The sequence below is a fragment of the Aeromicrobium sp. 636 genome, from assembly GCF_024433585.1.
GTDB lineage: Bacteria > Actinomycetota > Actinomycetes > Propionibacteriales > Nocardioidaceae > Aeromicrobium > Aeromicrobium senzhongii.
This window is the reverse complement of record NZ_WNJU01000002.1, coordinates 127,555-151,379: the sequence shown is the minus strand read 5'-3', so window position 1 is coordinate 151,379 and position 23,825 is coordinate 127,555. Positions and strand designations below refer to the sequence as shown.

Annotated in this window: 27 protein-coding genes and 1 tRNA gene; 12 read left to right on the top strand and 16 right to left on the bottom strand. The window is 70.5% G+C overall.

Annotation, left to right across the window (positions count from 1 at the left end; genetic code table 11):
• The first annotated feature begins 49 nt into the window (after positions 1-49).
• Together GL325_RS07345 and GL325_RS07340 are read left to right on the top strand one after the other, a co-directional pair.
• A complete protein-coding gene (locus GL325_RS07345) occupies positions 50-619 on the top strand; it encodes an RNA polymerase sigma factor (RefSeq protein ID WP_255955773.1) in 570 nt (189 codons plus the stop codon).
• Positions 616-1,476 (top strand): hypothetical protein, encoded by an 861-nt coding sequence (locus GL325_RS07340; protein WP_187769119.1) that lies wholly within the window; start codon positions 616-618, stop codon positions 1,474-1,476. Before GL325_RS07345 ends, GL325_RS07340 begins: the two co-directional genes overlap by 4 nt.
• Before the next feature lie 3 nt (positions 1,477-1,479).
• Here the strand turns inward: GL325_RS07340 and purU are convergent, their stop codons facing one another.
• The 3 genes from purU to GL325_RS07325 are packed head-to-tail and all read right to left on the bottom strand — an operon-like array spanning position 1,480 to position 3,574.
• Positions 1,480-2,346 carry a formyltetrahydrofolate deformylase gene (purU, locus tag GL325_RS07335; protein ID WP_222865789.1) on the bottom strand — a complete coding sequence of 289 codons (867 nt, stop codon included), beginning with the start codon at positions 2,344-2,346 and terminating at the stop codon, positions 1,480-1,482.
• Between the two features lie 49 nt (positions 2,347-2,395).
• Positions 2,396-2,731 carry a cupin domain-containing protein gene (locus GL325_RS07330; protein ID WP_154596515.1) on the bottom strand — a complete coding sequence of 112 codons (336 nt, stop codon included), beginning with the start codon at positions 2,729-2,731 and terminating at the stop codon, positions 2,396-2,398.
• A gap of 39 nt (positions 2,732-2,770) precedes the next feature.
• Positions 2,771-3,574 carry a class I SAM-dependent methyltransferase gene (locus tag GL325_RS07325; RefSeq protein ID WP_187769118.1) on the bottom strand — a complete coding sequence of 268 codons (804 nt, stop codon included), beginning with the start codon at positions 3,572-3,574 and terminating at the stop codon, positions 2,771-2,773.
• Between the two features lie 115 nt (positions 3,575-3,689).
• On the opposite strand from GL325_RS07325, the gene GL325_RS07320 reads away from it, so the two are divergent.
• Positions 3,690-4,622, top strand: coding sequence for an MBL fold metallo-hydrolase (locus GL325_RS07320; protein WP_187769117.1), 933 nt, complete (start codon positions 3,690-3,692; stop codon positions 4,620-4,622).
• A gap of 7 nt (positions 4,623-4,629) precedes the next feature.
• Here the strand turns inward: GL325_RS07320 and GL325_RS07315 are convergent.
• Together GL325_RS07315 and GL325_RS07310 are read right to left on the bottom strand one after the other, a co-directional pair.
• Positions 4,630-4,705, bottom strand: a tRNA-Thr gene (locus GL325_RS07315).
• A 37-nt stretch (positions 4,706-4,742) separates the two neighbouring features.
• Positions 4,743-5,525, bottom strand: a complete 783-nt coding sequence (locus tag GL325_RS07310) for a hypothetical protein (RefSeq protein WP_187769116.1) — start codon at positions 5,523-5,525, stop codon at positions 4,743-4,745.
• Between the two features lie 24 nt (positions 5,526-5,549).
• Here GL325_RS07310 and GL325_RS07305 point away from each other — a divergent pair, with 24 nt between their 5' ends.
• Together GL325_RS07305 and GL325_RS07300 are read left to right on the top strand one after the other, a co-directional pair.
• Positions 5,550-6,728, top strand: a complete 1,179-nt coding sequence (locus tag GL325_RS07305; RefSeq protein WP_255467061.1) for an amino acid deaminase/aldolase — start codon at positions 5,550-5,552, stop codon at positions 6,726-6,728.
• On the top strand, positions 6,725-8,008 hold the full coding sequence (locus GL325_RS07300) for a D-arabinono-1,4-lactone oxidase (RefSeq protein WP_187769115.1): 1,284 nt from the start codon (positions 6,725-6,727) through the stop codon (positions 8,006-8,008). Before GL325_RS07305 ends, GL325_RS07300 begins: the two co-directional genes overlap by 4 nt.
• A 13-nt stretch (positions 8,009-8,021) precedes the next feature.
• Here the strand turns inward: GL325_RS07300 and rlmB are convergent, their stop codons facing one another.
• Both rlmB and cysS read right to left on the bottom strand, forming a co-directional pair.
• The gene (gene rlmB, locus GL325_RS07295; protein WP_154596509.1) at positions 8,022-8,966 is read right to left on the bottom strand and encodes a 23S rRNA (guanosine(2251)-2'-O)-methyltransferase RlmB; all 945 of its coding nucleotides are present in this window, start codon (positions 8,964-8,966) and stop codon (positions 8,022-8,024) included.
• Positions 8,966-10,375: a cysteine--tRNA ligase gene (gene cysS / locus GL325_RS07290; protein ID WP_187769114.1), complete on the bottom strand. Its 1,410-nt coding sequence runs from the start codon at positions 10,373-10,375 to the stop codon at positions 8,966-8,968. The genes rlmB and cysS overlap by 1 nt, the downstream gene beginning before the upstream one ends.
• Positions 10,376-10,478: 103 nt before the next feature.
• Here cysS and GL325_RS15955 point away from each other — a divergent pair, with 103 nt between their 5' ends.
• On the top strand, positions 10,479-11,627 hold the full coding sequence (locus GL325_RS15955; protein ID WP_187769113.1) for a peptidase C39 family protein: 1,149 nt from the start codon (positions 10,479-10,481) through the stop codon (positions 11,625-11,627).
• A gap of 19 nt (positions 11,628-11,646) precedes the next feature.
• Positions 11,647-12,117 (top strand): 2-C-methyl-D-erythritol 2,4-cyclodiphosphate synthase, encoded by a 471-nt coding sequence (gene ispF, locus GL325_RS07280; RefSeq protein WP_222865790.1) that lies wholly within the window; start codon positions 11,647-11,649, stop codon positions 12,115-12,117.
• A 117-nt stretch (positions 12,118-12,234) separates the two neighbouring features.
• On the opposite strand, the gene GL325_RS07275 is transcribed toward ispF, so the two are convergent.
• Positions 12,235-13,425 (bottom strand): oxygenase MpaB family protein, encoded by a 1,191-nt coding sequence (locus tag GL325_RS07275; RefSeq protein WP_187769112.1) that lies wholly within the window; start codon positions 13,423-13,425, stop codon positions 12,235-12,237.
• A gap of 44 nt (positions 13,426-13,469) precedes the next feature.
• Between GL325_RS07275 and GL325_RS07270 the strand changes: the two genes are divergently transcribed.
• Entirely contained in the window at positions 13,470-14,066 is a 597-nt protein-coding gene (locus tag GL325_RS07270; protein WP_222865791.1) for a TetR/AcrR family transcriptional regulator, read from the top strand.
• A gap of 56 nt (positions 14,067-14,122) precedes the next feature.
• Here GL325_RS07270 and GL325_RS07265 read toward each other — a convergent pair whose 3' ends face one another.
• Positions 14,123-14,608: a CarD family transcriptional regulator gene (locus GL325_RS07265; RefSeq protein WP_154596506.1), complete on the bottom strand. Its 486-nt coding sequence runs from the start codon at positions 14,606-14,608 to the stop codon at positions 14,123-14,125.
• Positions 14,609-14,701: 93 nt separating this feature from the next.
• On the opposite strand from GL325_RS07265, the gene GL325_RS07260 reads away from it, so the two are divergent.
• Entirely contained in the window at positions 14,702-15,262 is a 561-nt protein-coding gene (locus tag GL325_RS07260; protein WP_154596505.1) for a hypothetical protein, read from the top strand.
• A gap of 68 nt (positions 15,263-15,330) precedes the next feature.
• On the opposite strand, the gene phoU is transcribed toward GL325_RS07260, so the two are convergent.
• Complete coding sequence (phoU, locus tag GL325_RS07255; RefSeq protein WP_187769111.1) at positions 15,331-15,978, bottom strand: phosphate signaling complex protein PhoU; 648 nt, start codon at positions 15,976-15,978, stop codon at positions 15,331-15,333.
• Positions 15,979-16,110: 132 nt separating this feature from the next.
• Here phoU and GL325_RS07250 point away from each other — a divergent pair, with 132 nt between their 5' ends.
• Together GL325_RS07250 and GL325_RS07245 are read left to right on the top strand one after the other, a co-directional pair.
• The gene (locus GL325_RS07250; RefSeq protein WP_255955767.1) at positions 16,111-17,244 is read left to right on the top strand and encodes an ATP-binding protein; all 1,134 of its coding nucleotides are present in this window, start codon (positions 16,111-16,113) and stop codon (positions 17,242-17,244) included.
• Complete coding sequence (locus GL325_RS07245; protein WP_187411568.1) at positions 17,241-17,918, top strand: response regulator transcription factor; 678 nt, start codon at positions 17,241-17,243, stop codon at positions 17,916-17,918. The genes GL325_RS07250 and GL325_RS07245 overlap by 4 nt, the downstream gene beginning before the upstream one ends.
• 96 nt (positions 17,919-18,014) lie before the next feature.
• Here the strand turns inward: GL325_RS07245 and GL325_RS07240 are convergent, their stop codons facing one another.
• From GL325_RS07240 to mshA, 4 genes are read right to left on the bottom strand one after another with little or no spacing between them, the layout of a single operon-like run.
• Complete coding sequence (locus GL325_RS07240; RefSeq protein WP_154596503.1) at positions 18,015-18,758, bottom strand: phosphoglyceromutase; 744 nt, start codon at positions 18,756-18,758, stop codon at positions 18,015-18,017.
• Between the two features lie 10 nt (positions 18,759-18,768).
• Positions 18,769-19,341, bottom strand: coding sequence for a DsbA family protein (locus GL325_RS07235; protein WP_187769110.1), 573 nt, complete (start codon positions 19,339-19,341; stop codon positions 18,769-18,771).
• A 31-nt stretch (positions 19,342-19,372) separates the two neighbouring features.
• Positions 19,373-19,858: a YbjN domain-containing protein gene (locus GL325_RS07230; protein WP_187769109.1), complete on the bottom strand. Its 486-nt coding sequence runs from the start codon at positions 19,856-19,858 to the stop codon at positions 19,373-19,375.
• Complete coding sequence (gene mshA, locus GL325_RS07225; RefSeq protein WP_187769108.1) at positions 19,855-21,081, bottom strand: D-inositol-3-phosphate glycosyltransferase; 1,227 nt, start codon at positions 21,079-21,081, stop codon at positions 19,855-19,857. The genes GL325_RS07230 and mshA overlap by 4 nt, the downstream gene beginning before the upstream one ends.
• 26 nt (positions 21,082-21,107) lie before the next feature.
• Here mshA and GL325_RS07220 point away from each other — a divergent pair, with 26 nt between their 5' ends.
• Positions 21,108-21,848, top strand: coding sequence for an SDR family NAD(P)-dependent oxidoreductase (locus GL325_RS07220; protein ID WP_154596499.1), 741 nt, complete (start codon positions 21,108-21,110; stop codon positions 21,846-21,848).
• Between the two features lie 18 nt (positions 21,849-21,866).
• Here GL325_RS07220 and GL325_RS07215 read toward each other — a convergent pair whose 3' ends face one another.
• Both GL325_RS07215 and GL325_RS07210 read right to left on the bottom strand, forming a co-directional pair.
• Entirely contained in the window at positions 21,867-22,802 is a 936-nt protein-coding gene (locus tag GL325_RS07215) for a hypothetical protein (RefSeq protein WP_187769107.1), read from the bottom strand.
• A gap of 109 nt (positions 22,803-22,911) precedes the next feature.
• Complete coding sequence (locus tag GL325_RS07210; protein WP_249379069.1) at positions 22,912-23,805, bottom strand: sterol desaturase family protein; 894 nt, start codon at positions 23,803-23,805, stop codon at positions 22,912-22,914.
• Between the last annotated feature and the right edge of the window lie 20 nt (positions 23,806-23,825).

Genomic DNA, 23,825 nt, shown 5'->3' with positions numbered 1-23,825 from the left:
CGGAGCGAACGCTTCGGCGACTCCCGGCCAAGACAGAGGTGTGAACATCGTGCCTCAGGACCAGTCAGCCGAAGAGGCCGAGCGGTTCGGTGCATCCCTGTGGGAGCTTCGGGTGCCGATCCATGCGTATCTGGCGCGCCGGTCACCGACGGACGCCGATGACCTCCTGGTCGATGTGTGGGTCGCCGCCTACACGAGCCGACACACCTTCGACGCCGCACGAGGGGACGTCCGGCCCTGGCTCTTCGGGGTCGCTCGCAATGTCCTGCGCGCGCATCTGCGTCGCAGTCGCCGGCCCGCAACACCGTTCCGCCAGCGCGACACCTCGGGCCAGGACTGGGAAGCCGTCGATGAGCGCCTCGACGCCCTTTCCGTCGCACCCGAGCTGCGCGCAGCGTTGGCCCAGGTGCCGCCGGCCGAACGTGAGGTCCTTCTCCTCGTGGCGTGGGAAGGGCTCTCTCCGACCGAAGCGGCCTCAGTCCTCGGCCTGCGCCAAGGGACAGCGCGATCACGCCTGCATCGTGCTCGTGAGCGCCTGCGCGAGGCGATGAGCGAACGCTCGACCGACGACCGGACAAGTGAGGGAAAGAAGGGCACTGGACGAGAGGGACGGCGATGAATCGACGAGACGAACCCGCGAGCGCGTGGAACGCGCTGGTGGAGGCCGCGCACATCGGCACCCCCGACGACACCTACTTCGAGTCGGCGTACGCCCGGTACCGGGACGAGGTCGGACACTCGCGAACGAACTCGGACGTGTCGGCGATGAGAAGCCCGGCACCCCGGCATCGCTCGCTCGCATGGGCGGCCGGCATCGCGGCCGTCGCGGTCGTGGCGGCTCCGATCTTCGCCACGCTCGATGGCGCGGACGTGACCGACACCGCTTCGAGCAGCCGGGACCCTGCTCGCGAATCGCCGGCCGAGCGAGCATCCGCGACCCCGCCGATCCAGGTGATCGAGGTGGCCGGCAGCGAGACCACCTCCCGGTCCGCGGCTTATGGCGCCAGCACGTTCGCAGAGTTCACGCGCTCGAGTCTCATCGATGACGTCGTCGAGGGCACGGTGACCGACTCCGTGCCGGTCGTCATCGGCGGCGAGGACGACGCAGAGGTGCTGACTCGACTGACCGTCGCGGTCAAGCAGTCGCGCCAGAGGGCCGGCGCAGCCACCATGACCGTGCTCCAGCACGGAGGAGTCGTCACCAAGCGGGACATGCGTCGATATCTGGAGTCCACGTTCGGCCGCCTGGACGAGAAGGAGCTCGACGATCTCGTGGAGGTCCGGCCGGGGGGTCATGTTCCCCATCGCACCGGCGCATCGGTTCTCCTGGCGATCGATGGCGGGACGGGGTCGGGACCCGTCGTCATCGAATCGCTGACTGCGGCTTCGGACGGATTCGTCTGGGCTGCGGCTCCGCCGAACGCCGCCTGGTCACCCTCACTGGACCGCTCCGAGGTCGACGCGCTCTTCCGGTGAACGTCAGTCGAAGACGACCGTCTTCATCCCGTTGAGCAGTACCCGGTGCTCGGCGTGCGCGCGCACCGCGTGCACCAGCGCGCGCGCCTCGAGGTCCTGACCCATCGCCGCCAGCTCCGCGGCCGACGAGCGGTGGTCGACACGGCGGAAGTCCTGCTCGATGATCGGCCCCTCGTCGAGGTCGGCCGTGACGTAGTGTGCCGTGGCGCCGATGACCTTCACCCCGTGCCGGTGCGCCTGCTCGTAGGGTCGCGCGCCCTTGAAGCTCGGCAGCAGCGAGTGGTGGATGTTGATGGCGCGGCCGTGGACGTCGCGGCACATCTGGTCGGTCAGGATCTGCATGTACCGGGCCAGGATCAGCGCCTCGGCCTGCGTGCGCTCCATCAGATCCAGGACGAACTGCTCGGTCTCGCGCTTGGTCTCGGGGGTCACGCGGATCTGGTGGAACTCGATCCCGTGCCACTCGACCACGTCGCGCCAGTCGGGGTGGTTCGACACGACCGCGACGATCTCGATCGGCAGCTGACCCTGCCGGGTGTGGAACAGCAGGTTGTTGAGCACGTGTCCCTGCTTGGAGACCATGACGACGACGCGCAGCGGAGCGGTCGCGTCGTGCAGCTCCCAGTCCATCTCGAACGGCTCGAGGGCCGGGGACAGCATCGCCCGCATCTGCTCCAGCTCGACCTCGCGGTCGGCGGCGAATCGCACCCGCATGAAGAAGCGCCGGGTGTCGGGATCGGCGTACTGCTGGCTCTCGGTGATCGTCCAACCGTCCTGCGCCAGCGTCGAGGCGATCGTCGCCACGATGCCCACCCGGTCGGGGCAGGCGAAGGTCAAGATGAAGTCGCTGTGCGGCTGGGGAACGTCCATGGACTGCATCGTCTCAGGTGGCCCGGCGCACGCTGATCGGCCCTCCCGGTCAGGTCGCGTCGACGAGCGTGGTCAGCAGGACGACGGCGTCCTCGAGTGCCAGCAGGTCATGGCGGTGGTCGGGGATCACCAGCAGGTCGCCGGCTGATCCATCCCAGCTCTCCTCGCCTGCGGTCAGCCGCACCGATCCGGTGAGCACCTGCAGGGTCGCCTCCGGCGGCGCCTCGTGCTCGTCGAGCCGGTGGTCCGCCGCCAGCGCGATCACGGTCTGGCGCAGGTGATGGTGACGCCCCGGGTGCAGGGCCGCCGCACTGCGGCCCGCGTGTGAGGCGCGTGCCTGGTCGAGCAGGTCGCTTCCGAGGGACGGCAGATGCGTGGACTCCATGCCTCGACCGTAACCCGTCGCGTAGCCGTCCGACGGGCGTCAGCCGACGATGCGCCGGGCGATCCGGCGCACCCGGCCGGGGTTGGCGGCCTTCTCACGGGCGGCGCGACGCTCCTCGACCTGCTCGGGCGTGAGCTTGCTGTACCTGACCATCTGCTGGTTGGCCGGATGCCCCCAGTCGCCGATCCACGTGTACGACCAGTCGCCCCACTTCGCCGCCCAGCGCAGGTCCTCGCGGTAGTAGACGTAGTTGTTCTTCTCGGTGAAGTAGCCCTTGTTGCGGCGCTTGATCGGCTTGACCGCGTCGATCGGCACGGACTTCTTGCGCACGAAGTACGTGGCGTAGAAGGAGCCGCCCGGCGCCATGACCTTGTCGAGCCGGTACATGCACAGCCGGATGTGGTTCAACGAGACGTGGGTGAAGACCGAGTTGGCGATCGCGTAGTCGAACGTCGCGCCGAAGTCGGTGTCGAAGCGATCGTTCGCCCTCAGGTTCTCGATCGGCAGCTTCGCGCGCTGCTCGTCCGAGAGCTCGTTGTCGTAGCCGGCCTGCATCACCGAGTGGTTGGCGTCGATGCCGTAGTAGTTGCCGGCGTCGAGGTAGTCGATGAAGTGCCGGCCGGCCCGGAAGGAGCCGCAGCCGACGTCCATCAGCTTGTGGTGCGGCTTCAGGCCCTGCGAGATCAGGAAGTCCAGTTGGTGCTTGCCATGGGAGTCCCAGACGCCGCCGACGAACGTGCGGTGCGCGCCTGCGGCGATCTCCTCGTCGGTCAGGACGAGCCCGGAATAGTCCGGATTCGTCAGGTCGGCGTCCAATTCGACGCGGTGCTCGATCTGCGACACGTGGCCCCCTAGGTCCTCAGTGGGGCTCACCCTAACGACGCGAGGCGGGTCTGCCCACCCCCCGAATCGGGCTTCTCCGTCTCCGCCGAGGACCGCGCCGCCCTAGGGTGCGTCCATGCGCATCAAGCTCGGTCGCCCCGACCTGTCCGCCCACGCGAGCCTGTTCGACGCCCCCGAGGCGGCGCCGGGCGCGCCGGCGGTGACCTTCGCCGGGGTCTCGACGCTCTCCTTCGACGACGGCGAGTCGGCCCTGGTGATCGACGGGTTCTTCTCGCGGCCGTCGCTGGTGAAGGTGGGACTCGGAACGATCGCTCCGGTGCCCGAGCGGATCGACGCGGCCCTCGAGCGACTCGGCCTGATCGGGGCGACGGCGCCGCGGGTCGAGGCGGTCCTGCCGGTCCACAGCCACTTCGACCACGTCATGGACTCCCCCGAGGTGGCGCGGCGCACGGGGGCGCTCCTCGTCGGCGGTACCTCCACCCTGCAGGTCGGCCGTGGCGCGGACCTCGATCCCGAGCAGACCCGGCTCCTGGCGCCGGCCACCCCGACCGCCTACGGGCCCTGGACCGTCACGGGAGTGCCGTCGGCGCACTGCCCGCCGGATCGCTTTCCCGGCACCATCGACGAACCCCTGCGCACGCCCGCGCGCGCGAAGGCCTATCGCTGCGGCGAGGCGTGGTCGCTGCTGGTCGAGCACCCCGCCACGGGGTCCACGCTCGTGCAGGGCAGTGCCGGGTTCGTACCGGGAGCCTTGGACGGCACCCGCGCCGACGTGGTCTACCTCGGCGTCGGACAACTGGGCGTGCTCGGCGAGGACTACATCGCGCAGTACTGGCGCCACACGGTCTCGGCGGTCGGGGCACGGCGCGTGGTGATGACGCACTGGGACGACTTCTTCCGCCCGCTCACGGCACCGCTGCGCGCCCTGCCCTATGCCGGGGACGACCTCGACGTGACGGTGCGCGTCCTGCGCACGCTGGCCGAGCGCGACGGGGTGCGGCTGCACCTGCCGACGCTGTGGCGGCGCGAGGATCCCTGGACGGACTGACGACCGGTGGAGCCCCCGACAGGATTCGAACCCGCGACATCTTCTTTACAAGAGAAGCGCTCTACCGACTGAGCTACAGGGGCATGGGCGGCCGTGCCGCCCGGCTCATCCTAGCGAGCCTCAGACCCGTCCGGCCTCACAGCGGCGCTTGAAGTCCTCGTCGACGAGCTGGTCGTCGGGCAGCTCGGGCGTGATCGCCTCGTCGCCGTTGCCGATCTCGGCGAAGGTGCCGAGATCCGACTGCAGGTCGTCGGCGTCGCCGCCGGCGGTGAGGAAGCCGTCCAGGGCGATGGCGCAGTCCGCCGCACCGAACTCCTGCCAGCCCATGACCGTCCCCCACTCCGGGGTGTCGGGGCCGGCGATGATGCCCTGGGTCCGCAACACGCCGATCACGCGCACCGGCCCGTCGGGCGTCCTGACCTCGTAGGCCGCCCGCGTCTGCAGCGCGAGGTTCATCGACTCCCCGTCGTCCGACAGCGTCCAGGCGCCCGTCAGGCCGGTCGCCAGCACCTCGAGACCGGGGTCGAGCACGTTGCCCTGCGCGAGGGCCGGGGCCACCGCGTCATCCTCTCCGGCGTCGGCGATCATCGCGGCCAGCTCCTCGGGCAGTCCGGCACCGACCTGCTCGGGGGACGCGACGGCCTGGACCGCCCAGGTCCGCACGGCCGCGACCATGCGCGCGTACTCCTCGGCCGCCAGCCACTCCGGACGCGCCGGAGGCTCGGGGAACCGCGCCTCGTCAGGCGACGGCCAGTCCGCGACGCCCAGGTCCTCGAACGAGATCGACGTCGTGGGCGTGGGCTGGGGCTCGGGCGCATCGCCACGGTCGGAGTCGTCCGAACGCCACGTGCAGGCGGCGAGCACGAAGGACACCAACACGAGCAGCAGGACCGGTCGACGCACCCGACCAGTATGCATACTGGCCCCGTGGCCCCTCCTTCCCTCACTCCCCCGTATCCCCGCCTCCTGCGCGCCACGAACCTGCTCGACACGCCCTTCGCGGTGATCGACGAGGAGGCCCTGTGGGCCAACGCGAGCGACCTCGTCCGGCGGGCGAACGGCGTGCCGATCCGCCTGGCGACCAAGTCGATCCGGGTCCGCACGATCATCAAGAACGCGCTGACCCTGGACGGTTTCCGTGGCGTCATGACGTACTCGCTGGCCGAGTCCGTGTGGCTGGCCGACCATGGCGTCGACGACATCTTGCTGGCCTACCCCAGCGTCGAGCGCGAGGCGTACGCCGACCTCGTCTCGGACGAACGCCGGCTGGCCTCGATCACGGTCATGGTCGACTCCCTCGAGGCGCTCGACCTCATCGACGCGTACACCGGTCCGGGCCACCCGCCGATCCGCGTCTGCCTCGACGTCGACGCGTCCCTGCGGATGTTCGGCGCTCACCTGGGCGCCCACCGCTCCCCCGTCCACACCACGCGCGAGGCGAAGCGGATCGCCGCCGAGATCAGCGAGCGTCCGGGCTTCGACCTGGTGGGCCTGATGTTCTACGACGCTCAGATCGCCGGCCTGCCCGACAGCGGCGCGGCCGTCCGCATGGTCAAGCGCCGCTCCGCCGGCGAGTTGCGCCGCCGACGTCGCCGCATCGTCAAGGCGGTGTCGAACATGACCGACCTGCAGATCGTCAACGCCGGCGGCACCGGCAGTCTCGACGTCTGGCGCGGCGACTCCTCGATCACCGAGCTGGCCGCGGGCTCGGGCCTGTTCGTGCCCACCCTCTTCGACGGCTACCGCTCCTTCACACCGCGTCCCTCGGCCTTCTTCGCGCTCTCGGTGGTGCGCAAACCCTCGCGCGACGCGGTCACGTGCTTCGGCGGCGGGTACATCGCCTCCGGCCCGCCGGGTGACTCCCGGGTCCCCACGCCGGTGTGGCCCGAGGGCCTCGAGCTGTACTCCGCCGAGGGCGCCGGCGAGGTCCAGACCCCGTTGCACGGCAAGGTGGCGCGCTCCCTGACGATCGGCGACCGCGTGCTCTTCCGGCACGCGAAGGCCGGCGAGATGTGCGAGCGGTTCGACCGCGTGGCCCTGGTCGACCAGGCCGGCCACGCCACGATGATCCCGACCTACCGTGGTGAGGGGAAGAACTTCGGATGACCACCTGGCAGAACTGGGCCGGCAACGTCACGGCGCACCCGGCCGTGGTAGGCCGTCCGGCCTCCACCGACGAGGTCATCGCGTTCGTCCGCGAGCACCCGCAGGTGAAGGCGGTCGGCGCGGGCCACTCCTTCACCCCCGTCGCCGCCACGGACGGCGCCCTGCTGCGGCTGGACGCGATGAATCGGATCCTGCACGCCGACACGACCACGGGCCTGGTCCGGGTCCAGGCGGGCATCTCGCTGCACGACCTGAACCGGCGCCTCGACGCGCTGGGCCTCGCGCTGCCCAATCTGGGCGACGTCGATCCACAGTCCGTCGCCGGAGCCACGTCCACGGGCACGCACGGCACGGGCGCCCGGTTGTTCGGCATCGCCCGCGCCGTGGCCGCCCTGCAGCTGGTCACCGCCGAGGGCGAGGTGCTCGAGATCGACCGGGGCCACGACATGTTCGACGCGGCCCGTGTCGGCCTCGGCGCCCTCGGCATCGTCACCGAGGTCACGCTGCAGTGCGTCCCGGCGTTTCTGTTGCACGCGCGTGAGGAGCCGATGGCGCTGCCCGAGGTGCTGACCGACCTCGACCAGCTCGTCGACGGCAACGACCACTTCGAGTTCTACTTCTTCCCGCACACCGATCGGGCGCTCACCAAGCGCAACAACCGTGTGCCCGAGGGAACGCCGCGCGCCCCGTTGCCACGCTGGCGGCACACGCTCGACGACGAGTTCCTGTCGAACACGGTCTACGAGCGCATCCAGCGCATCGCCAGCCGCCGGCCCGCGCTGATCCCCCGGATCAACGCGGTCAGCGGCTCGGTGCTCGGCGCCCGCGAGTACACCGACACGTCGCACGAGGTGTTCATCTCGCCGCGCCGCGTGCGGTTCCGCGAGTCCGAGTTCGCCCTGCCGCGAGCCGCGGCCGCCGAGGCCATCGCCGAGATGCGCCGGTGGTACGCGCGCTCCGGCGAGCACGTCTCGTTCCCCGTCGAGGTCCGCTTCACGGCCGCCGACGACATCTGGCTCTCGACCGGCCACGGCCGCGACAACGTCTACATCGCCGTGCACCAGTACCACCGCACCGACCCGACGTCGTACTTCGCGGCGATGCAGGACATCTTCATCGCCCACGAGGGCCGACCGCACTGGGGCAAGATGCACACCCTGGGCTCCGACCACTTCCGCAAGGTCTACCCGCGGTTCGACGACTTCCTCGGCGTCCGCGACCGGCTCGATCCCGGCCGCAAGTTCACCAACGACTACCTGCGGCAGGTGCTCGGCAGCTGAGCAGGTCCGTGCCTCAGGCGCGGACCTGGCTGATCGCGTAGAGCGTGATGCCGGCCGCGACGCCCGCGTTGAGCGACTCCAGTGACGACGACATCGGGATCGACACCAGCTGGTCGCAGGTCTCGCTCACGAGGCGCGAGAGGCCCTTGCCCTCGCTGCCGATGACGACCGCCAGCGGGCCGTCGGCGAGGTCCATGTCGGGCAGCGCGACGTCGCCGTCGGCGGCCAGGCCGATCACCATGAGTCCGGCCTCCTGGTACGCCTTGATCTGGCGCGTCAGGTTGGTGGCGCGGGCCACGGGCACGCGCGCGGCGGCACCGGCGGAGGTCTTCCACGCCGCCGCCGTCATGTGCGCCGCCCGGCGCTCGGGGATCACGACGCCGTGGACGCCGAAGCCCGCGGCCGAGCGCACGATGGCACCCAGGTTGCGCGGATCGGTGATGCCGTCGAGCAGGACGATCAGCGCCGGCTCGCCACGCTCGGCGGCCAGGTCGAGCAGCTCGTCCGGATCGGCGTAGTCGTACGCCTCGAGCTTCGCCGCGACACCCTGGTGCACCGCACCGGACGTGATCCGGTCGAGCTCGACGCGGGCGACCTCGAGCAGCGGCACGTGGCGGTCGGCCGCGAGCTGGAAGATCTCGCGCACGCGGTCGTCACGGTCGATGCCCTCGGCGATCTGCAGCGCCACGACGGGCACGTTGGCCCGCAGCAGCTCGACGACCGAGTTGCGGCCCACGACCAGCTCGGGGCCGTCGTCGTTGCGACGCTTCGGCCGACCGGACTGACGCTTCTCGGCGGCCTGGGCCATCTTGTGCTTCTTGTGGTAGGGACGATCCTCGGCACGAGGCGTCGGGCCCTTGCCCTCCAGTCCCTGACGGCGACGGCCGCCCGAACCGGCGGTGGGGTTGCCCTTGCCCGTCTTCTTGATCGCACCCTTGCGCTTGCTGTTGCCGGCCATCAGTGGCCACCCTTCAGGTTCCAGCGGGTCCCCGAGGGCGTGTCCTCGAGTTCGATCCCCGCAGCAGTGAGTTGATCGCGCAGTTCGTCCGCGCGGTTCCAGTCCTTGGCGGCCTTGGCCTCGGCGCGCGCGGCCACCAGCGCGTCGACGAGCTGGGCCAGCGCGTCGACGGTCGCGGAGGACTCGCCCTGCGTCGTGGCCCAGGTGAACGGGTCGAGTCCCAGTACGTCCAGCATCGCCCGCACCGAGGCCAAGGTCTGCGCCAGCTCCGGCGACGGACCGTCGGCGACCAGCCGGTTGCCCTCGCCGACCGCGGCCTGCAGCACGGCCAGCGCGGCGGGCACGGCGAGGTCGTCGTCCATGGCCTCGGTGAACGCGACCGGGACGTCGCCCGGCTCGCCCGCGCCGACCAGCTCGGCGGCGCGCAGGCAGAAGCCCTCGATCCGCTCGAAGGCGGTGGCCGCCTCGGCCAGGGACTGCTCGCTGAACTCGATGATCGAGCGGTAGTGCGCCGCGACCAGGTAGTAGCGCAGGGCGATCGCGGGCACGCGCTTGACGACCTCGCTGACGGCGAGCGTGTTGCCGACGCTCTTGCTCATCTTGGAGTTGCCCAGGTTGAGCATCGCGTTGTGCATCCAGACGCGGGCGAACCGCTGTCCCGCGGCCCGGGACTGGGCCAGCTCGTTCTCGTGGTGCGGGAAGCGCAGGTCCAGGCCGCCGCCGTGGATGTCGAACTCGGTGCCGAGGTACTTCGCGGCCATCGCCGAGCACTCGAGGTGCCAACCGGGGCGACCGCGTCCCCACGGGGTCGGCCAGGACGCCGACTCGGGCTCGTCGGCCTTGCGGCCCTTCCACAGCGCGAAGTCGCGGGGGTCCCGCTTGCCCTCGGCCGGGGCGTCGGGCGCCGCCTGCATGTCGTCGATGCGCTGGTTCGACAGCTCGCCGTAGTCCGGCCACGAGCGGACGTCGAAGTACACGTCGCCGGAGCCGTCGGTGGCCGGATAGGCGTGACCGCGCTCGATGAGGGTCTCGATCATCTCGATCATCTCGGGGACGTGGCCCGTCGCGCGCGGCTCATAGGTGGGCGGGCGGCAGCCGAGGACCTCGTACGCGGCGTGCAGTGCGCGCTCGTTCTCGTACGCGACCGCGAACCAGGGCTGACCCTGCTCGCGCGCCTTGGCGAGGATCTTGTCGTCGATGTCGGTGACGTTGGCGATGATCGTGACCTCGAGGCCCGACCGCTCCAGCCAACGACGCAGCACGTCGAACACGAGCTCCTTGCGGATGTGCCCGATGTGCGGAGGACCCTGCACCGTCAGTCCACAGTGGTAGATGCCGACCTTGCCGGGCACGACGGGGTCGAGCGGCTTCAGCTCACGGCTGGCGGAGTCGTACAGGTGCAGCGTCACGAGTCAAGAGTATCGGCCGCAGCACGGTGTCCGGACCGCGTCGATTCCTGCCTGCCCCGCCACTTCCCTACCGCTGGTCACACATTTCACCTAGCCTGAGGCGGTGATCCGCCGACTCTTCCCCGTCGCGGCAGTGCTCACCGCCCTGCTGACGTCCGTTCTGATCGCGCCGGGGCTGGCCACGGCGCCGGCCGAGGCCGCCTCCCACCCCAAGCCGCAGCTCACCCGCTGGACGCCGAATCTGGTCATCCCCGCGGGCAAGAAGGGCAAGATGTGGCGGTCGCCGTGGGTGTCGACCCCGCAACGCAGCACCGCACTGCTCCCCTCGTGGAACGTCGGCCGCATGCCCGACGGCACGTGGCTCAAGGTCTACGTCCGCGTCGCCGACGGCTCGAAGGTCTCGTCGTGGAAGACGGTGGCGCAGTGGCGCCACGCCCTCGCCGGCGGCAAGCGCACGACGTACGGCAAGCAGGCCGACGCCCTCGCCCAGCTCGACACGGACATCGTCCGGGCCCGCTCCGGCAAGTCGTTCACCCGCTGGCAGATCCAGGTGTCGGCCTGGCGCAAGACCACGAAGGTGAAGTCCCCGGTCGTCCGCGCCGTCACCGGAGTGTCGTCGACCTACGTCAGCAAGACGGCCAAGACCTCCAAGACCTCGATGACCCGGACGATCGACCTGAAGGTCCCGGCGTACTCGCAGATGATCCACCGAGGTCACTTCCCGCAGTTCGGTGGCGGCGGCGAGGCCTGGTGCTCGCCGACCTCGACGTCGATGGTGCTGCGGTACTGGGGCCTGGGCCCGTCGAAGAAGGCGACCGCGTTCGCCAAGGGCGCGGATCCGCAGGTCGATCATGCCGCTCGCTACAGCTACGACTCCTCCTACCGCGGCACCGGCACCTGGCCGTTCAACACCGCGTATGCGTCGCGCTTCGGCACCGACGCGGTCGTCCACCGGCTGGTGAACCTGCGACCGATCGAGTCGTACATCAAGCAGGGCGTCCCGGTCATCGCCTCGGTCGCGTTCGGTCGCGGCCAGCTCACGGGCGCCCCGATCAGCTCGACGCCCGGCCACCTCCTCGTCGTGCGCGGCTTCACCGCCACGGGCGACGTCATCGTGAACGATCCGGCGGGACGGACCAACTCGCAGGTGCGTCGCGTCTACGACCGCGCGCAGTTCGAGCGGGCCTGGCTCAAGGGCAGCGGCGGCGTCACCTACGTCATCGCGCCGACGGCCGAGCGGCTGAAGTTCTGACCCGACTAGGGTGCAGGACGTGAGCATTCCCCGGGTCGGCATCGGCACCGACGTGCACCAGCTCGTCGAGGGCCGTCCCCTGTGGGTGGCCGGACTGCACTGGCCCGACGCCCCGCGCGGACTCGAGGGGCACTCCGACGGCGACTGCGTGGCCCACGCGATGGTCGACGCGGTGCTGACGGCCGCCGGACTGGGCGACATCGGCAGCCGCTTCGGCACGGCCGACCCGCGCTACGCCGGAGCCTCGGGCCTGGAGTTCCTGCGCGGGACCGCCGAGCTCGTGCGCGAGGCCGGTCTGGCCGTGGGCAACGTCAGCGTCCAGCTGATCGGCAACGAGCCGCGCCTCTCCGGCCGCCGCGACGAGGCGATGGCCGTGCTGTCCGAGGCGATCGGGGCACCGGTGTCACTCTCGGGCACCACGACCGACGGGCTGGGCCTCACCGGACGCGGTGAGGGCATCGCCGCGATCGCCGTCGCCCTCGTTGTCTGACGGAGTCCCGCTCGACCCGGCCCTCCTCCTCCCCCCCCTTCCAACTTTTGGAACTGGATCCACGTCGAATCTGTCCGAGAAGGTGGATCCGGTTCCAAAAGTGGAGTGCGGGGCGCCTCAGGCAGGCAGCTCGGCGACCGCGCGGTCGTCCGAGTCGTAGTACTCGGCCAGGATCTTCTGGGCCACGGCTGCGCCCGCGACATCCAGCCGCTCGCGACCGCCGGGCAGGCGGCCGAGCACGCGGTAGCGCGCCGTGTTCGCGCCCCAGAGCATCGCCAGCGCCCACGGCGGGCGCCACGGCAGGCCGAGCTCGCGCATGCTCTCGCGGCCGAGGAAGACGCTCAGCATGCTGAGGTTCCGCTCCGTCTTCCAGCGACCGTGCGGCAGCGTGCCGAGCACCGAGATGATGTCCTGCGACAGGCGCGGGCCTGCCTCCGTGATGCCGGCCTGGGCCAGGACCACGTGGTAGTTCATGCGGTGCCGCTCGCGTTCGGTCTCGACCAGCCAGGACTCGTCGACGCCCATGAGCCATCCGACGTACTTCCACAGGTGCATCACCGCGTCGGACTCCGCCCGGCTCACCGGGACGCCCAGTGCCTTCACGCCGATCAGCACCGTGCCGTCGAAGAGTCCGAGGGTCCCGGCCTGGTCCGCCTGGTTGATCGGCAGTCCCCAGCGCTCGGTGTCCCAGCGCGGCGCCATGGCCTGGTTCACCAGCGCGTGCATGGCGCGCACGTGCAGCGTGGTCCGCCAGCCGTCGCCATGGGGCTCGAGGCCACCGGGCGTCGTCACGGCCACGGCCCAGGACTGGGTCTCGGCGAGACGCCGACGCGTGCTGTCGCCCGTCAGCGCGCCGGTCGCCACCAGCAGGTCCGGCGGGCCGCCGAACCGGTAGCCGCCGATCAGCGCGAGCTGCAACAACACATCGGCCGCATTGCGCCCGAACCGGCGGTACACGCGCGCTCCCTCGTCCACCAGTTCGCGGTTGAGCCACGGCGGGTCCTGCTCGGCCGGACCGACGAGGTCGACCAGCGCCGGCGGGGCGGCCTCGACGGCCCCCACGCCCTGCTGGAGCGCCCGCGTGAACTGCTCCATCGTCACGCGCTCCGGATCACCGACCGGACGTCGCATGGCGGCGGCGAACCGGGCGCCGGTCTCGTCCTGCTCGTTGAAGGCGCGGCCGATCCGGTCGAGGAGCCCGTCGTCGACCTGCGAGACACCCCCGGCGTACTTGAGCACGCGGCCGAGGCGACGGCCTCGCTGCTCGGCCGAGCGGAAGCGCGACGGATATACGGACACCTGGGTCATGCCGTCACCCTGACACGAGCAATCACTCGCATACAATTCGCGTCATGGCCCTGCGCAAAGTCCCGCGACAACAGCGATCCCGCGAGATGGTCGACGCGATCGTCGACGCGGCTCGCGACGTGCTCGTGGCCGACGGGTACGAGCGACTCACCACGAACCGGGTGGCGGACCGCGCCGGCGTCAGTCCCGGCTCGCTCTACCAGTACTTCCCCGACAAGGCGGCGATCGTCGAGGAGGTGACGTCGCGCTACGTCGACCGGCTCGCCGAGGACGTGGTCGCGGCCCTGGTCGACCACGTCCACGACGAGCCCGCGGCGATGGCACGGGCGACCGCCGAGGCGCTGCTGACGGCGCTGCAGCGCGACCCCACCCTCTTGCGCGTGGTCTGGCAGGAACTGCCGGCGTCGCGGCACCTGGACGACCGGCTCGGCCTGGAGCGGCGGGTGCGCGATTTACTGCGGGCCTACCTCGGCGGACGGCTCCCGGCACACGGCCGGCAGCGCGATCCGGCACGTTCCTCGTGGCTCATCGTCCTGGCCGTGGAGTCCTTGACGGTCCGCTTCGTGCTCGACGAGGATCCGCCGCTGACCCGCGAGGAGTTCGTCGACGACCTGGTCGCGCTCGGCATGGCGTGCCTGTGAGACCCCGGACATGAGAAACGCCCGGCCGGAGCCGGGCGTTTCTCATGGTGTTCGAATCAGGAGGCGAGGACCTCGTCGAGACGGGTCTCGGCCTTGTCCTCGTTCGTGTTCTCGGCGAGCGCGAGCTCGGAGACGAGGATCTGGCGCGCCTTGGCCAGCATCCGCTTCTCACCGGCCGAGAGGCCACGCTCGTGATCACGCCGCCACAGGTCGCGAACGACCTCGGCCACCTTCAGGACGTCACCGGAGTGCAATTTCTCCAGATTCGCCTTGTACCGTCGGGACCAGTTGGTGGGCTCTTCGACGTGTTCGGCACGAAGGACACTGAAGACTCGCTCCAGTCCCGCTTCGTCGACCACATCGCGCACCCCCACCAGGTCGACATTGTCGGCCGGCACGCGCACGACCAAATCGTTCTGAGCGATGATCCGGAGAACGAGGTACGCGCGGTCCTCACCCTTGATGGTCCGGACCTCGATGTCTTCGATGACCGCAGCGCCGTGGTTCGGATACACAACGGTTTCGCCGACAGAGAAAGCCATGGAGCAAGCACCTTTCCTAGGTGACTAGAATAACAGAAGGGAACGAGTACCCTGCCTGCGTTCATCTCCGACCGTGCCGGATACCATGCCAAGGTGAGCACTCGTCGCACCGTCGCCACCGTCGCCCTGGCCCTGATCGCCCCGTTCGCGCTCTCCGCCTGCGGCACGAGTTTCCGCGCGCAGACCAACCAGCAGTACCAAGCGTCCGTGGGTTCGGACCTGCGAACGGGCCCCGTCCAGGTCTTCAACGGCCTGCTCGTCGACAACGGCGACGGCACCGCGACGTTCTCCGGTGGCCTGCTCGCCAACGAGGCCCAGACCATCGAGACGGTCTCGATCGACGGCGCCGCCAAGAAGCTCCCCCGCCCCATCTCGGTCAAGCCGCAGCAGCTGCTCACGCTCGGCGCCGAGGGCGAGATCGTCGTCAAGCTGGTCGAGGTGACCGCGGGCGACTACGTCACCATCAGCTTCGCGGCGACGCCCGGCGGCGACTCCAGCCTCGAGGTGCCGATCGTGGCGCGCGACAGCATGTACGACAGCGTCGCCAAGCGTCCGAAGCCCGGCGCCACCGCGACGCCGCAGGAGGACGAGACCGACCCGGCCATGCCGGAGACCAACGACGACCAGGAGGACACCTCGCCGCCGGCGGGATGACCACCCCACGAACACAGCACGAACGAACGGCCCGGGCGGATCGCCCGGGCCGTTCGTCGTTCATCCGGTCAGGCGACCGGCAGCTCCCCCGTGACGAGGTAGACGACGCGGCGGGCCATGTTCACCGCGTGGTCCCCCATGCGCTCGTAGTAGCGCCCCAGCAGCGCCAGGTCGATCGCCGTGTCGACGCCGTGCTCCCACGTCCCCTCCAGCAGGACGCGGAAGAGCTCCTGGCGCAGGCGGTCCATCTCGTCGTCCTCGAACTCGAGGGCGGCGGCGGCGTCGAGGTCGCGCTCGGACACGATGCGGGCGGCCGACCCGATCATCGAGTGCGCCACGTTCGCCATGTCGCGGATCAGCGGCCGGACCGGCTCGGGCACGGCCGAGACCGGCATGCGCCGCCGCGCGATCTTGGAGACGTGGACCGCCAGGGCGCTCATGCGCTGCAGGTCGGCCACCATGCGCAGCGTCGACACCAGCTGGCGCAGGTCGCCGGCGACGGGCTGCTGGGTGGCGAGCAGCACGAGGGCGCGCTCCTCGACCTCGTCGATCGACTCCTCGATGTCGCCCTCGCCGCCGATCACCCGCTCGGCGGTCGGAAGGTCGGTCTCGAGCAGGGCCGTGGTCGCATCGGCCACGGCGGTTCGGACCCGGTCGGTGATGAGGACGAGCTCGTCGACGATGTGGTCGAGCTGCTCGTAGTACTGGTCGCGCATGGCTCGACGCTAGGGGCGCTGCATGAATGCCCGGCGACGTGCGGTGAACGCCCGGTGAACGGTGACGGAAACCCCGGCGGCCGAGGGCTCTCGGTGACGGCGCGCCCCCACGGGCAGCCTACGATCGACCTCGTGGAGGTCTCCTCGATCCTGGCCGGTGCCGCGGGCGTCGTGTTGGGTGCCGTCATCACGTACGTGTGGCGGTTCTCCGAGCGCTCGCAGGAGAGGGTCCCGGCGACCGGGACGCCGGCGGTCCCGCCCGACATCGTCACCGTGCTCTCGGTGCTGCGGTCCTCGGCCCTGGTCCTGGACCGCGACGAGCGCGTCCTGCGCGCCTCGGCCGCGGCGATCGGCCTCGGCTTCGTGACCGACGACGACCGGCTCCGCAGCGCCGAGCTGCTCGACCTCGTGCGCCAGGTGCGTCGCTACGGCGAGGTCCGCGAGGCCGAGTTCGAGATCCGCGCCCGGCGCCGTCCCCCGGTCTACGTCCGCGCCCGGGTCGCACCGCTGTCGCACGGACTGGTGCTCGCCCTGGTCGAGGACCGCACCACCGAGCAGCGCGTCGAGGCGCTGCGGCGCGACTTCGTCGCGAACGTCAGCCACGAGCTCAAGACCCCGATCGGCGCGATCAGCCTGCTCGCCGAGGCCGTCGGCGAGGCACGCGACGACCCTGAGGCGGTCGAGCGGTTCGCCGCCCGGATGCAGACCGAGAGCGAACGCCTCACCCGACTCGTCCAGCAGATCATCGACCTGTCGCGCCTGCAGGCCGATGTGGTCAGCGACGACGCGCGCACCGTCAAGGTCGACGAGCTGGTCGCCGAGGCCGTCGAGCACTCGCGCACCGACGCCGAGGCCAAGGGCATCGAGATCACGCAGGACGTCCAGTCCGACCTCCACGTGCGCGGCGACCGGGCCCAGCTGCACGCCGCCGTCAGCAACCTGGTCGAGAACGCCGTGACGTACAGCCCGGCCGGATCGGCCGTGGCGGTCGCGGCCGTGGGTGACGGCCAGGACGTGCGGATCACCGTGTCGGATCACGGAGTGGGCATCGCCCCGGAGGAGCAGGAGCGGATCTTCGAGCGGTTCTACCGGGTCGACCCGGCGCGCGCCCGCGCCACCGGGGGCACCGGCCTGGGCTTGTCGATCGTCAAGCATGTCGCCGCCAGCAACGGCGGTACCGTCGAGGTCTGGAGTGAGCCGGGCCTCGGTTCGTCCTTCACGCTGGTGTTGCCGGCGCGGGACATCGATGAAGGAGAGCACGAGTGACCAAGGTCCTGATCGTCGAGGACGAGGCCAGCTACAGCGAGGCCCTGTCGTACGTCCTGCGCAAGGAGGGCTACGACGTCGCGGTCGCCGAGACCGGTCCCGACGCCCTGACCGCCTTCGAGCGCGGCGGCGCGGACATCATCCTGCTCGACCTCATGCTGCCCGGACTGCCGGGCACCGAGGTGTGCCGCACCATCCGCCAGAGCTCGTCGGTGCCGATCATCATGGTCAGCGCGAAGGACACCGAGATCGACAAGGTCGTCGGCCTCGAGCTGGGAGCCGACGACTACGTGACCAAGCCGTACTCCCCCCGCGAGCTGGTGGCGCGGATCCGTGCGGTCCTGCGTCGCGGCGCCGCCGAGGAGCCCGACGACGACGCCGTGATCGAGGTCGGCGCCGTCCGCATGGACATCGACCGACACCTGGTCTCGGTGGACGGCCAGGAGGTCAAGCTGCCGCTCAAGGAGTTCGAGCTGCTCGAGTTCTTCCTGCGCAACTCCGGCCGCGTCCTGACCCGCGGCCAGCTGATCGACCGGGTGTGGGGGTCGGACTACGTCGGCGACACGAAGACGCTCGACGTCCACGTCAAGCGACTGCGCGCGAAGATCGAGGACGACCCCGCCCACCCGACCGTCCTGACCACCGTCCGGGGCCTGGGCTACAAGTACGCCTGACGGTTTACCACGGTCCCGTGGTAAACCAGCGCTTCCCTCGGGAAACTTCCCTGGGGAGGCGCGGAATTACCACGGTCCCGTGGTAAACCTGCGGCGTCAGCGGCCCTGGTTGGCGACGGCGGCGATGGCGGCCTCGGCGGCAGCGGGGTCGAGGTACCGGCCCCCGCGCGTCGTGGGCTTGACGTCGTCGTCGAGGTCGTAGACCAACGGGATGCCGGTGGGGATGTTCAGGCCGACGACCTCGTCCTCGCCCAGCCCGTCCAGGTGCTTGACCAGGGCGCGCAGCGAGTTGCCGTGCGCCGTGACCAGGACCGTCTTGCCCGCCCGCAGGTCCGGCACGATCTCGTCGTACCAGTAGGGCAGCATGCGGTCGAGGACGTCGGCCAGGCACTCGGTGCGGGGCATCAGCTCACTGGGCAGCTCGGCGTAGCGCGCGTCACCGACCTGGCTGAACTCCGAGTCGTCGGGCAGCGCCGGCGGCGGCGTCGAGTACGAGCGGCGCCAGGTCATGAACTGCTCCTCGCCGAACTCCTCGAGGGTCTCCTTCTTGTCCTTGCCCTGCAGGGCGCCGTAGTGACGCTCGTTCAGACGCCAGCTGCGCTTGACCGGGACCCAGTGCCGGTCGATGCCGTTGAGGGTGATCTCGGACGTGCGGATCGCCCGTCGCAGCAGCGACGTGTGCGAGACGTCCGGCAGGATGCCGGCCTCGCTCAACAGCTGGGGCGCGCGCAACGCCTCCTGCACGCCCTGCTCGTTGAGGTCGACGTCGACCCAACCGGTGAAGAGGTTCAGTGCGTTCCACTCGCTGTGTCCATGACGCAGCAGGACCAAGGTGCTCATGGATCCCACCCTAGTGCTGGGTGGCGATGGACTGCAGGGCCCGGAGGTAGTCGTCCTGGGAATGGACGCCCGCGAGCGTGTAGCGGGCCTCGACGACGACGAAGGGCGAGGAGGTCGCCCCGATGGCCGCCGCCGTCTCACGCTGATCGGTGACCTCGGTCCGGAACTCGTCGCTCGCCAGCAGCGCATCGGCGGTCTCGAGGTCGAGTCCGACCAGGGCGGCCCGGCTGGCCAGGACGAAGGAGTCCGCGATGTCCGTCCCCTCGAGGAAGTACGCGCGCCACAGTTGGTGCAAGAGCTCGCGCTGCACGTCGGCACCGGACTCGGCGGCCCAGGTCAGCAGGCGCCAGGCGTCGGTCGAGTCGGCCGGGACGACCTCGTCGGCGTTGAGCTCGATGCCGGTGATGCGGGCGGCCGCGGCGACGCCCTCGACGGCGGCCGGCGCCTCGAACGCGGCCGCACGGTACGAGATCTCGACCGGCTCGCCGGTCACGATCGTGTACAGGGCCGCGGCCCGCTCGAACCGGACGGCGCCGACGTAGGACCAGGCGTCCACCACGTCGGCGAACACGATGGCTTTCACGGCGACCACGCTACGCGACGGGACCGAAGGGTCAGTCCTGCGGGCGCAGGTGGCGGAAGGCGTCGAGATTGCGCGTGGACTCGCCGCGCGACTCGCGCCAGCGCCACTCCTTGCGGATGCTCGACGCGAAGCCCAGCTCGAGGATCGGGTTGAACGACTCGTCGGCGTAGGAGAGCACCGAGCCCAGGATCCGGTCGATCTCGTCGGCCGTGATCGCCTGGAGCGGGAGACGCCCGTCGAGGTAGATGTCGCCGGCGGCGTCCAGCGCGAAGGCGACCCCGTAGAGCTTGAGGTTGCGCTCGAGCAGCCAGCGGTAGACCGCCTCGTGGTTCTCGTCGGGGCGGCGCGCGACGAACGCGTGCACGCCGAGGGCGTGCTTCCCGACCTCCAGCCGGCAGGCGGTCTTGAGCTTGCGCACGCCCGGCAGCTCGACCTCGAACACGTCCTCACCGTGACGGACGTACTCGAGCCCGGCCTCGTCCAGTGCTGCGACGATCACGTCGCGGGCGTCGGTCATCGGCTCTCCTTCCGCGCCGCCGCGCGGTCCCGCAGGGCGGCGGCATAGACGTCGAGGGTGCGCTCGGCGGTGACGTCCCACCCGAACGACTCCGCGTGGTGGACGGCCTTGGCGCCGGCCTCGCGCCGGAAGGCCGCGTCGGCCAGGTACGGCCGGATCGCCGCCGCGTAGTCGGCCGGATCGTGGCCGTCGACGAGCGTGCCCGTGACACCGTCCGCGACCGCCGTGGTGAGACCGCCGACCGCCGCCGCGACGACCGGGGTGCCGCACGCCTGGGCCTCGATGGCGACGAGCCCGAACGACTCGTTGTGCGACGGCACGCAGACGACGGCGGCGCGCGAGTACCACTGCGCCAACTCGGCCTGCGTGACCGGGCGGACGAACTCGACCCGATCGGCGATGCCGAGGTCGCGCGCGAGGTCGGTCAGCTCGGTCGGGCGGTCCAGGCCGCTGCCGGAAGGGCCGCCGATGATCGCGACGCGGTGCGGCACGTCGATCAGGGCGGAGGCCCGCAGCACCACGTCGGGGGCCTTGAGCGGCTGGATGCGGCCGGCGAAGACGATCAGGGGCGGCTCGTCGTCGGGCACCGAACCCGTGAAGACGCCCAGGTCGACACCCGGGTGGACGACGGCGACCGCGCTCGGGTCCGCGTCGTAGAGGTCGATCAGCTCGCGGCGCTCCTCGGCGGTGTTGGCGATCAGCCGATCCGCGAACCGGACGATCTCCTCCTCGCCGGCGACACGACCGACGGGCTCGGGTCGGTCGTTGCTGGCCAGCGCGGCGTTCTTGACCTTCGCCATCGTGTGCATCGAGTGCACGAGCGGGACGCCCCAGCGCTCGCGCAACACGGTGCCGACCTGGCCCGAGAGCCAGTAGTGCGAGTGGACGAGGTCGAAGTAGCCGGGGTCGTGGCGTGCCTCGACGCGCAGCACGTCGCGGACGAAGGCGCACAGCTGACTGGGCAGCTCGTCCTTCGTGAGGCCCTCGAACGGGCCGGCGGCCACGTGGTGGACCCGGATCCCGTCACCGGCGTCGACCACGGGCGGCAGGTGGCGCGACGTGGCGCGCGTGAAGACCTCGACCTCGACGCCGTGGGCGGCCAGTTGCCTCGACAGCTCCAGCACGTACACGTTCATGCCGCCGGCGTCGCCCGTGCCGGGCTGATCCAACGGAGAGGTGTGCGCCGAGAGCATCGCGACACGACGGATCCCGCGAGCAGACATGCGATCCATTCTGGCACGCTGTCCCCATGCCCACAGCAGTCGTGACCGGCGCCAGCAGCGGGATCGGCGAGGCCACCGCCCGCGCCCTGTCCGCCGCTGGATACACCGTCTTCGCCGTCGCCCGCCGACGCGAGCGCATCGAGCGTCTCGCCGAGGAGATCGGCGCCACCGCCGTGCCCTGCGACATCACCGCACCGGACGACGTCGCACGTCTGGTCGAGGTCGTCGGCGACCGACTCGACCTGCTGGTGAACAACGCCGGCGGCGCCAAGGGGATGTCCCCCGTCACCGAGGCCGACCTCGCGGACTGGCGCTGGATGTACGAGACGAACGTGCTCGGCACCGTGGCCGTGACCCAGGCGCTCGCTCCGGCGCTGATCGCCTCCGGCGCGGGCACGATCATCAACGTCGGCTCGACCGCCGGCCACATCACCTACGAGGGCGGGGGCGGCTACACCGCCGCCAAGCACGCGCTGGCGGCGGTCACCGAGACCCTGCGGCTGGAGCTGAACGGTCAGCCGGTGCGCATCACCGAGATCGCTCCGGGCATGGTCAAGACCGAGGAGTTCAGCCTCACCCGGTTCGACGGCGACCAGGAGCGCGCCGACGCCGTGTACGCCGGGGTCGACGAGCCGCTCGTGGCGCAGGACATCGCCGACGCCATCTGCTGGGTCGCGACGCGACCCGCGCACGTCGACATCGACCTGATGGTCATCAAGCCGGTCGCCCAGGCCGCGCAGTGGAAGGTGCACCGCCGGCCCACGTGACCTGGGCGACCGCTCGACTCAGTCGGCGGCGGGGACGTCCGCCCCGGCACCGCTCTGCGGCGTCGCGGGCGGCGGGGTCGTCGTGCCGGTCGTCGACGGCGGCGTGCTCGCCTTCCGGGCGGCCGTCTTGCGACCGGGGGTCGCGGCGGCCTGGGTGTCCGAGGCGCCCGGCGTCGCCGTGGGCGACTTCTTCGCGGTCGTCTTCTTCGCCGTGGTCGCCTTCTTGGTGGCCGTCTTCTTCGCCGCGGTCTTCTTCGCCGCGGACTTCTTCGCGGCCGTGGAGGTGCCGGCGCCCGTCGTCTTCTTCGCGGCCGTGGAGGTGCCGGCGCCCGTCGTCTTCTTCGCGGCCGCCTTCTTCGTGGTCGCCGAGCTGGTGCCGTTCGCGGACCTGGCCGGAGCCTTCTTGGCCGAGCTCTTCTTGGCCGGCGCCTTGCGTGCCGTCGTCCGGTTGGTGGGCTGCTCGTCGGTCGTGAACGTGGTGCCCGGCGTGGTCGTGCGATCCGGGACGTCCGGATCGGCCGCCGCGAGCTTCTCGGCCGCGGCCGAGGCCACGGGCGGCTCGGAGGACGGGGTGGAGTCGGCGGGGTCCATCGGCTGCGAGGCACCCGCCGGGGCGGGAGCGGCGGCAGCCGCCGAGGAGGTGGACTCCCCGCCACGTCCGGTGGCGTTGCGGGCCTGCTTCGCGATCTCGGACCGCAGCTGGTCGACGGCCGCGGTCAGGTCGGCGATCTGCTTGGCCGTGGTGTCACGGACCTGCGCCACGTCGGACTTCACGCGGTCGATCTGCTTCGACGCGGACTTCATCGCCCGGTCGACCTGCTTGGCAGCGGTCTTCTCGGCGGACTTGCGTGCCTTGCCGATCTCCTTCTCGGCCGACTTGCTGGCCTTGCGGATCTCCTTGGTCAGGTCACCGACCTTCTCGTGGAGCTTCTTGTCGCTCTTGTCCTTGGCCATCGCGGATCCTCTCGAGGTTCATGTCGCCGATTTCCAACACCCTACGAGGGGAACGGCCGCCGCGCCCATCGTGACGACACGGATCTGAAACATCGCGAGGCGTGGACGATCAGCTGGTGCCGGCCTCGGCCCGGCCGCGCTCGACCGAGCCGTCGGGGCGCCATCCCGGAGGCCCGAGCACGTACCCGAGCTTCTCGCGCCACGTGGCCGCCGCGCGGACGTCGGCGGCCATCTTGCGGTAGTCGCCGTACTGCAGCGTCAGCAGGTTGTGGGTCTCGACGGGGTGGGTCAGTCCGTAGCGCGGCCGGTGCAGCTCGGGCTGGAACGTGCCGAACAGGCGGTCCCAGACGATGAGGATGCCGCCGTAGTTCTTGTCCAGGTACTCCGGATCCGAGCCGTGGTGCACCCGGTGGTGCGACGGCGTGTTGAAGACCCACTCGATGGGGCGCGGCAGCTTGCCGACCATCTCGGTGTGCACGAAGAACTGATAGATCAGGTTGGCCGCGAACGCTGCGAACAAGGTCCAGGGCGCGAAGCCCAACAACGGCAACGGCAGCCAGAAGAAGAACTCGAACCAGGGGTTCCACTTCTGCCGGAGCGCCGTCCCGAAGTTCATGTACTCGCTGGAGTGGTGGGCCTGGTGTCCGGCCCAGCCGATCCGCACGCGGTGACTGAAGCGGTGGTGCCAGTAGTAACAGAAGTCCAGCGCGATGATCAGCGTCGGCCAGTACCACCAGGCCGAGGTCGACAGCTCGAACAGCGCCGCATGGGCGAAGACGAACACGAACCCGAAGAACGTGATGACCTTGAAGGTCGTCAGGAACACGATGGAGCCGACGCCCATCGAGATCGACGTGCGCGCGTCCTTGAACGCGTAGCCCGTGACGTTGTCGTCGTGGTCGAGCCACCGCAGGGCGGCGACCTCGATCGCGATGCTGAGCAGGAAGAACGGCACCGCGTAGGTGACCGGGTTCTTCATCGGGTCCAGGAGTTCCTCGAGCACGCGACCACGATACGGCCTCG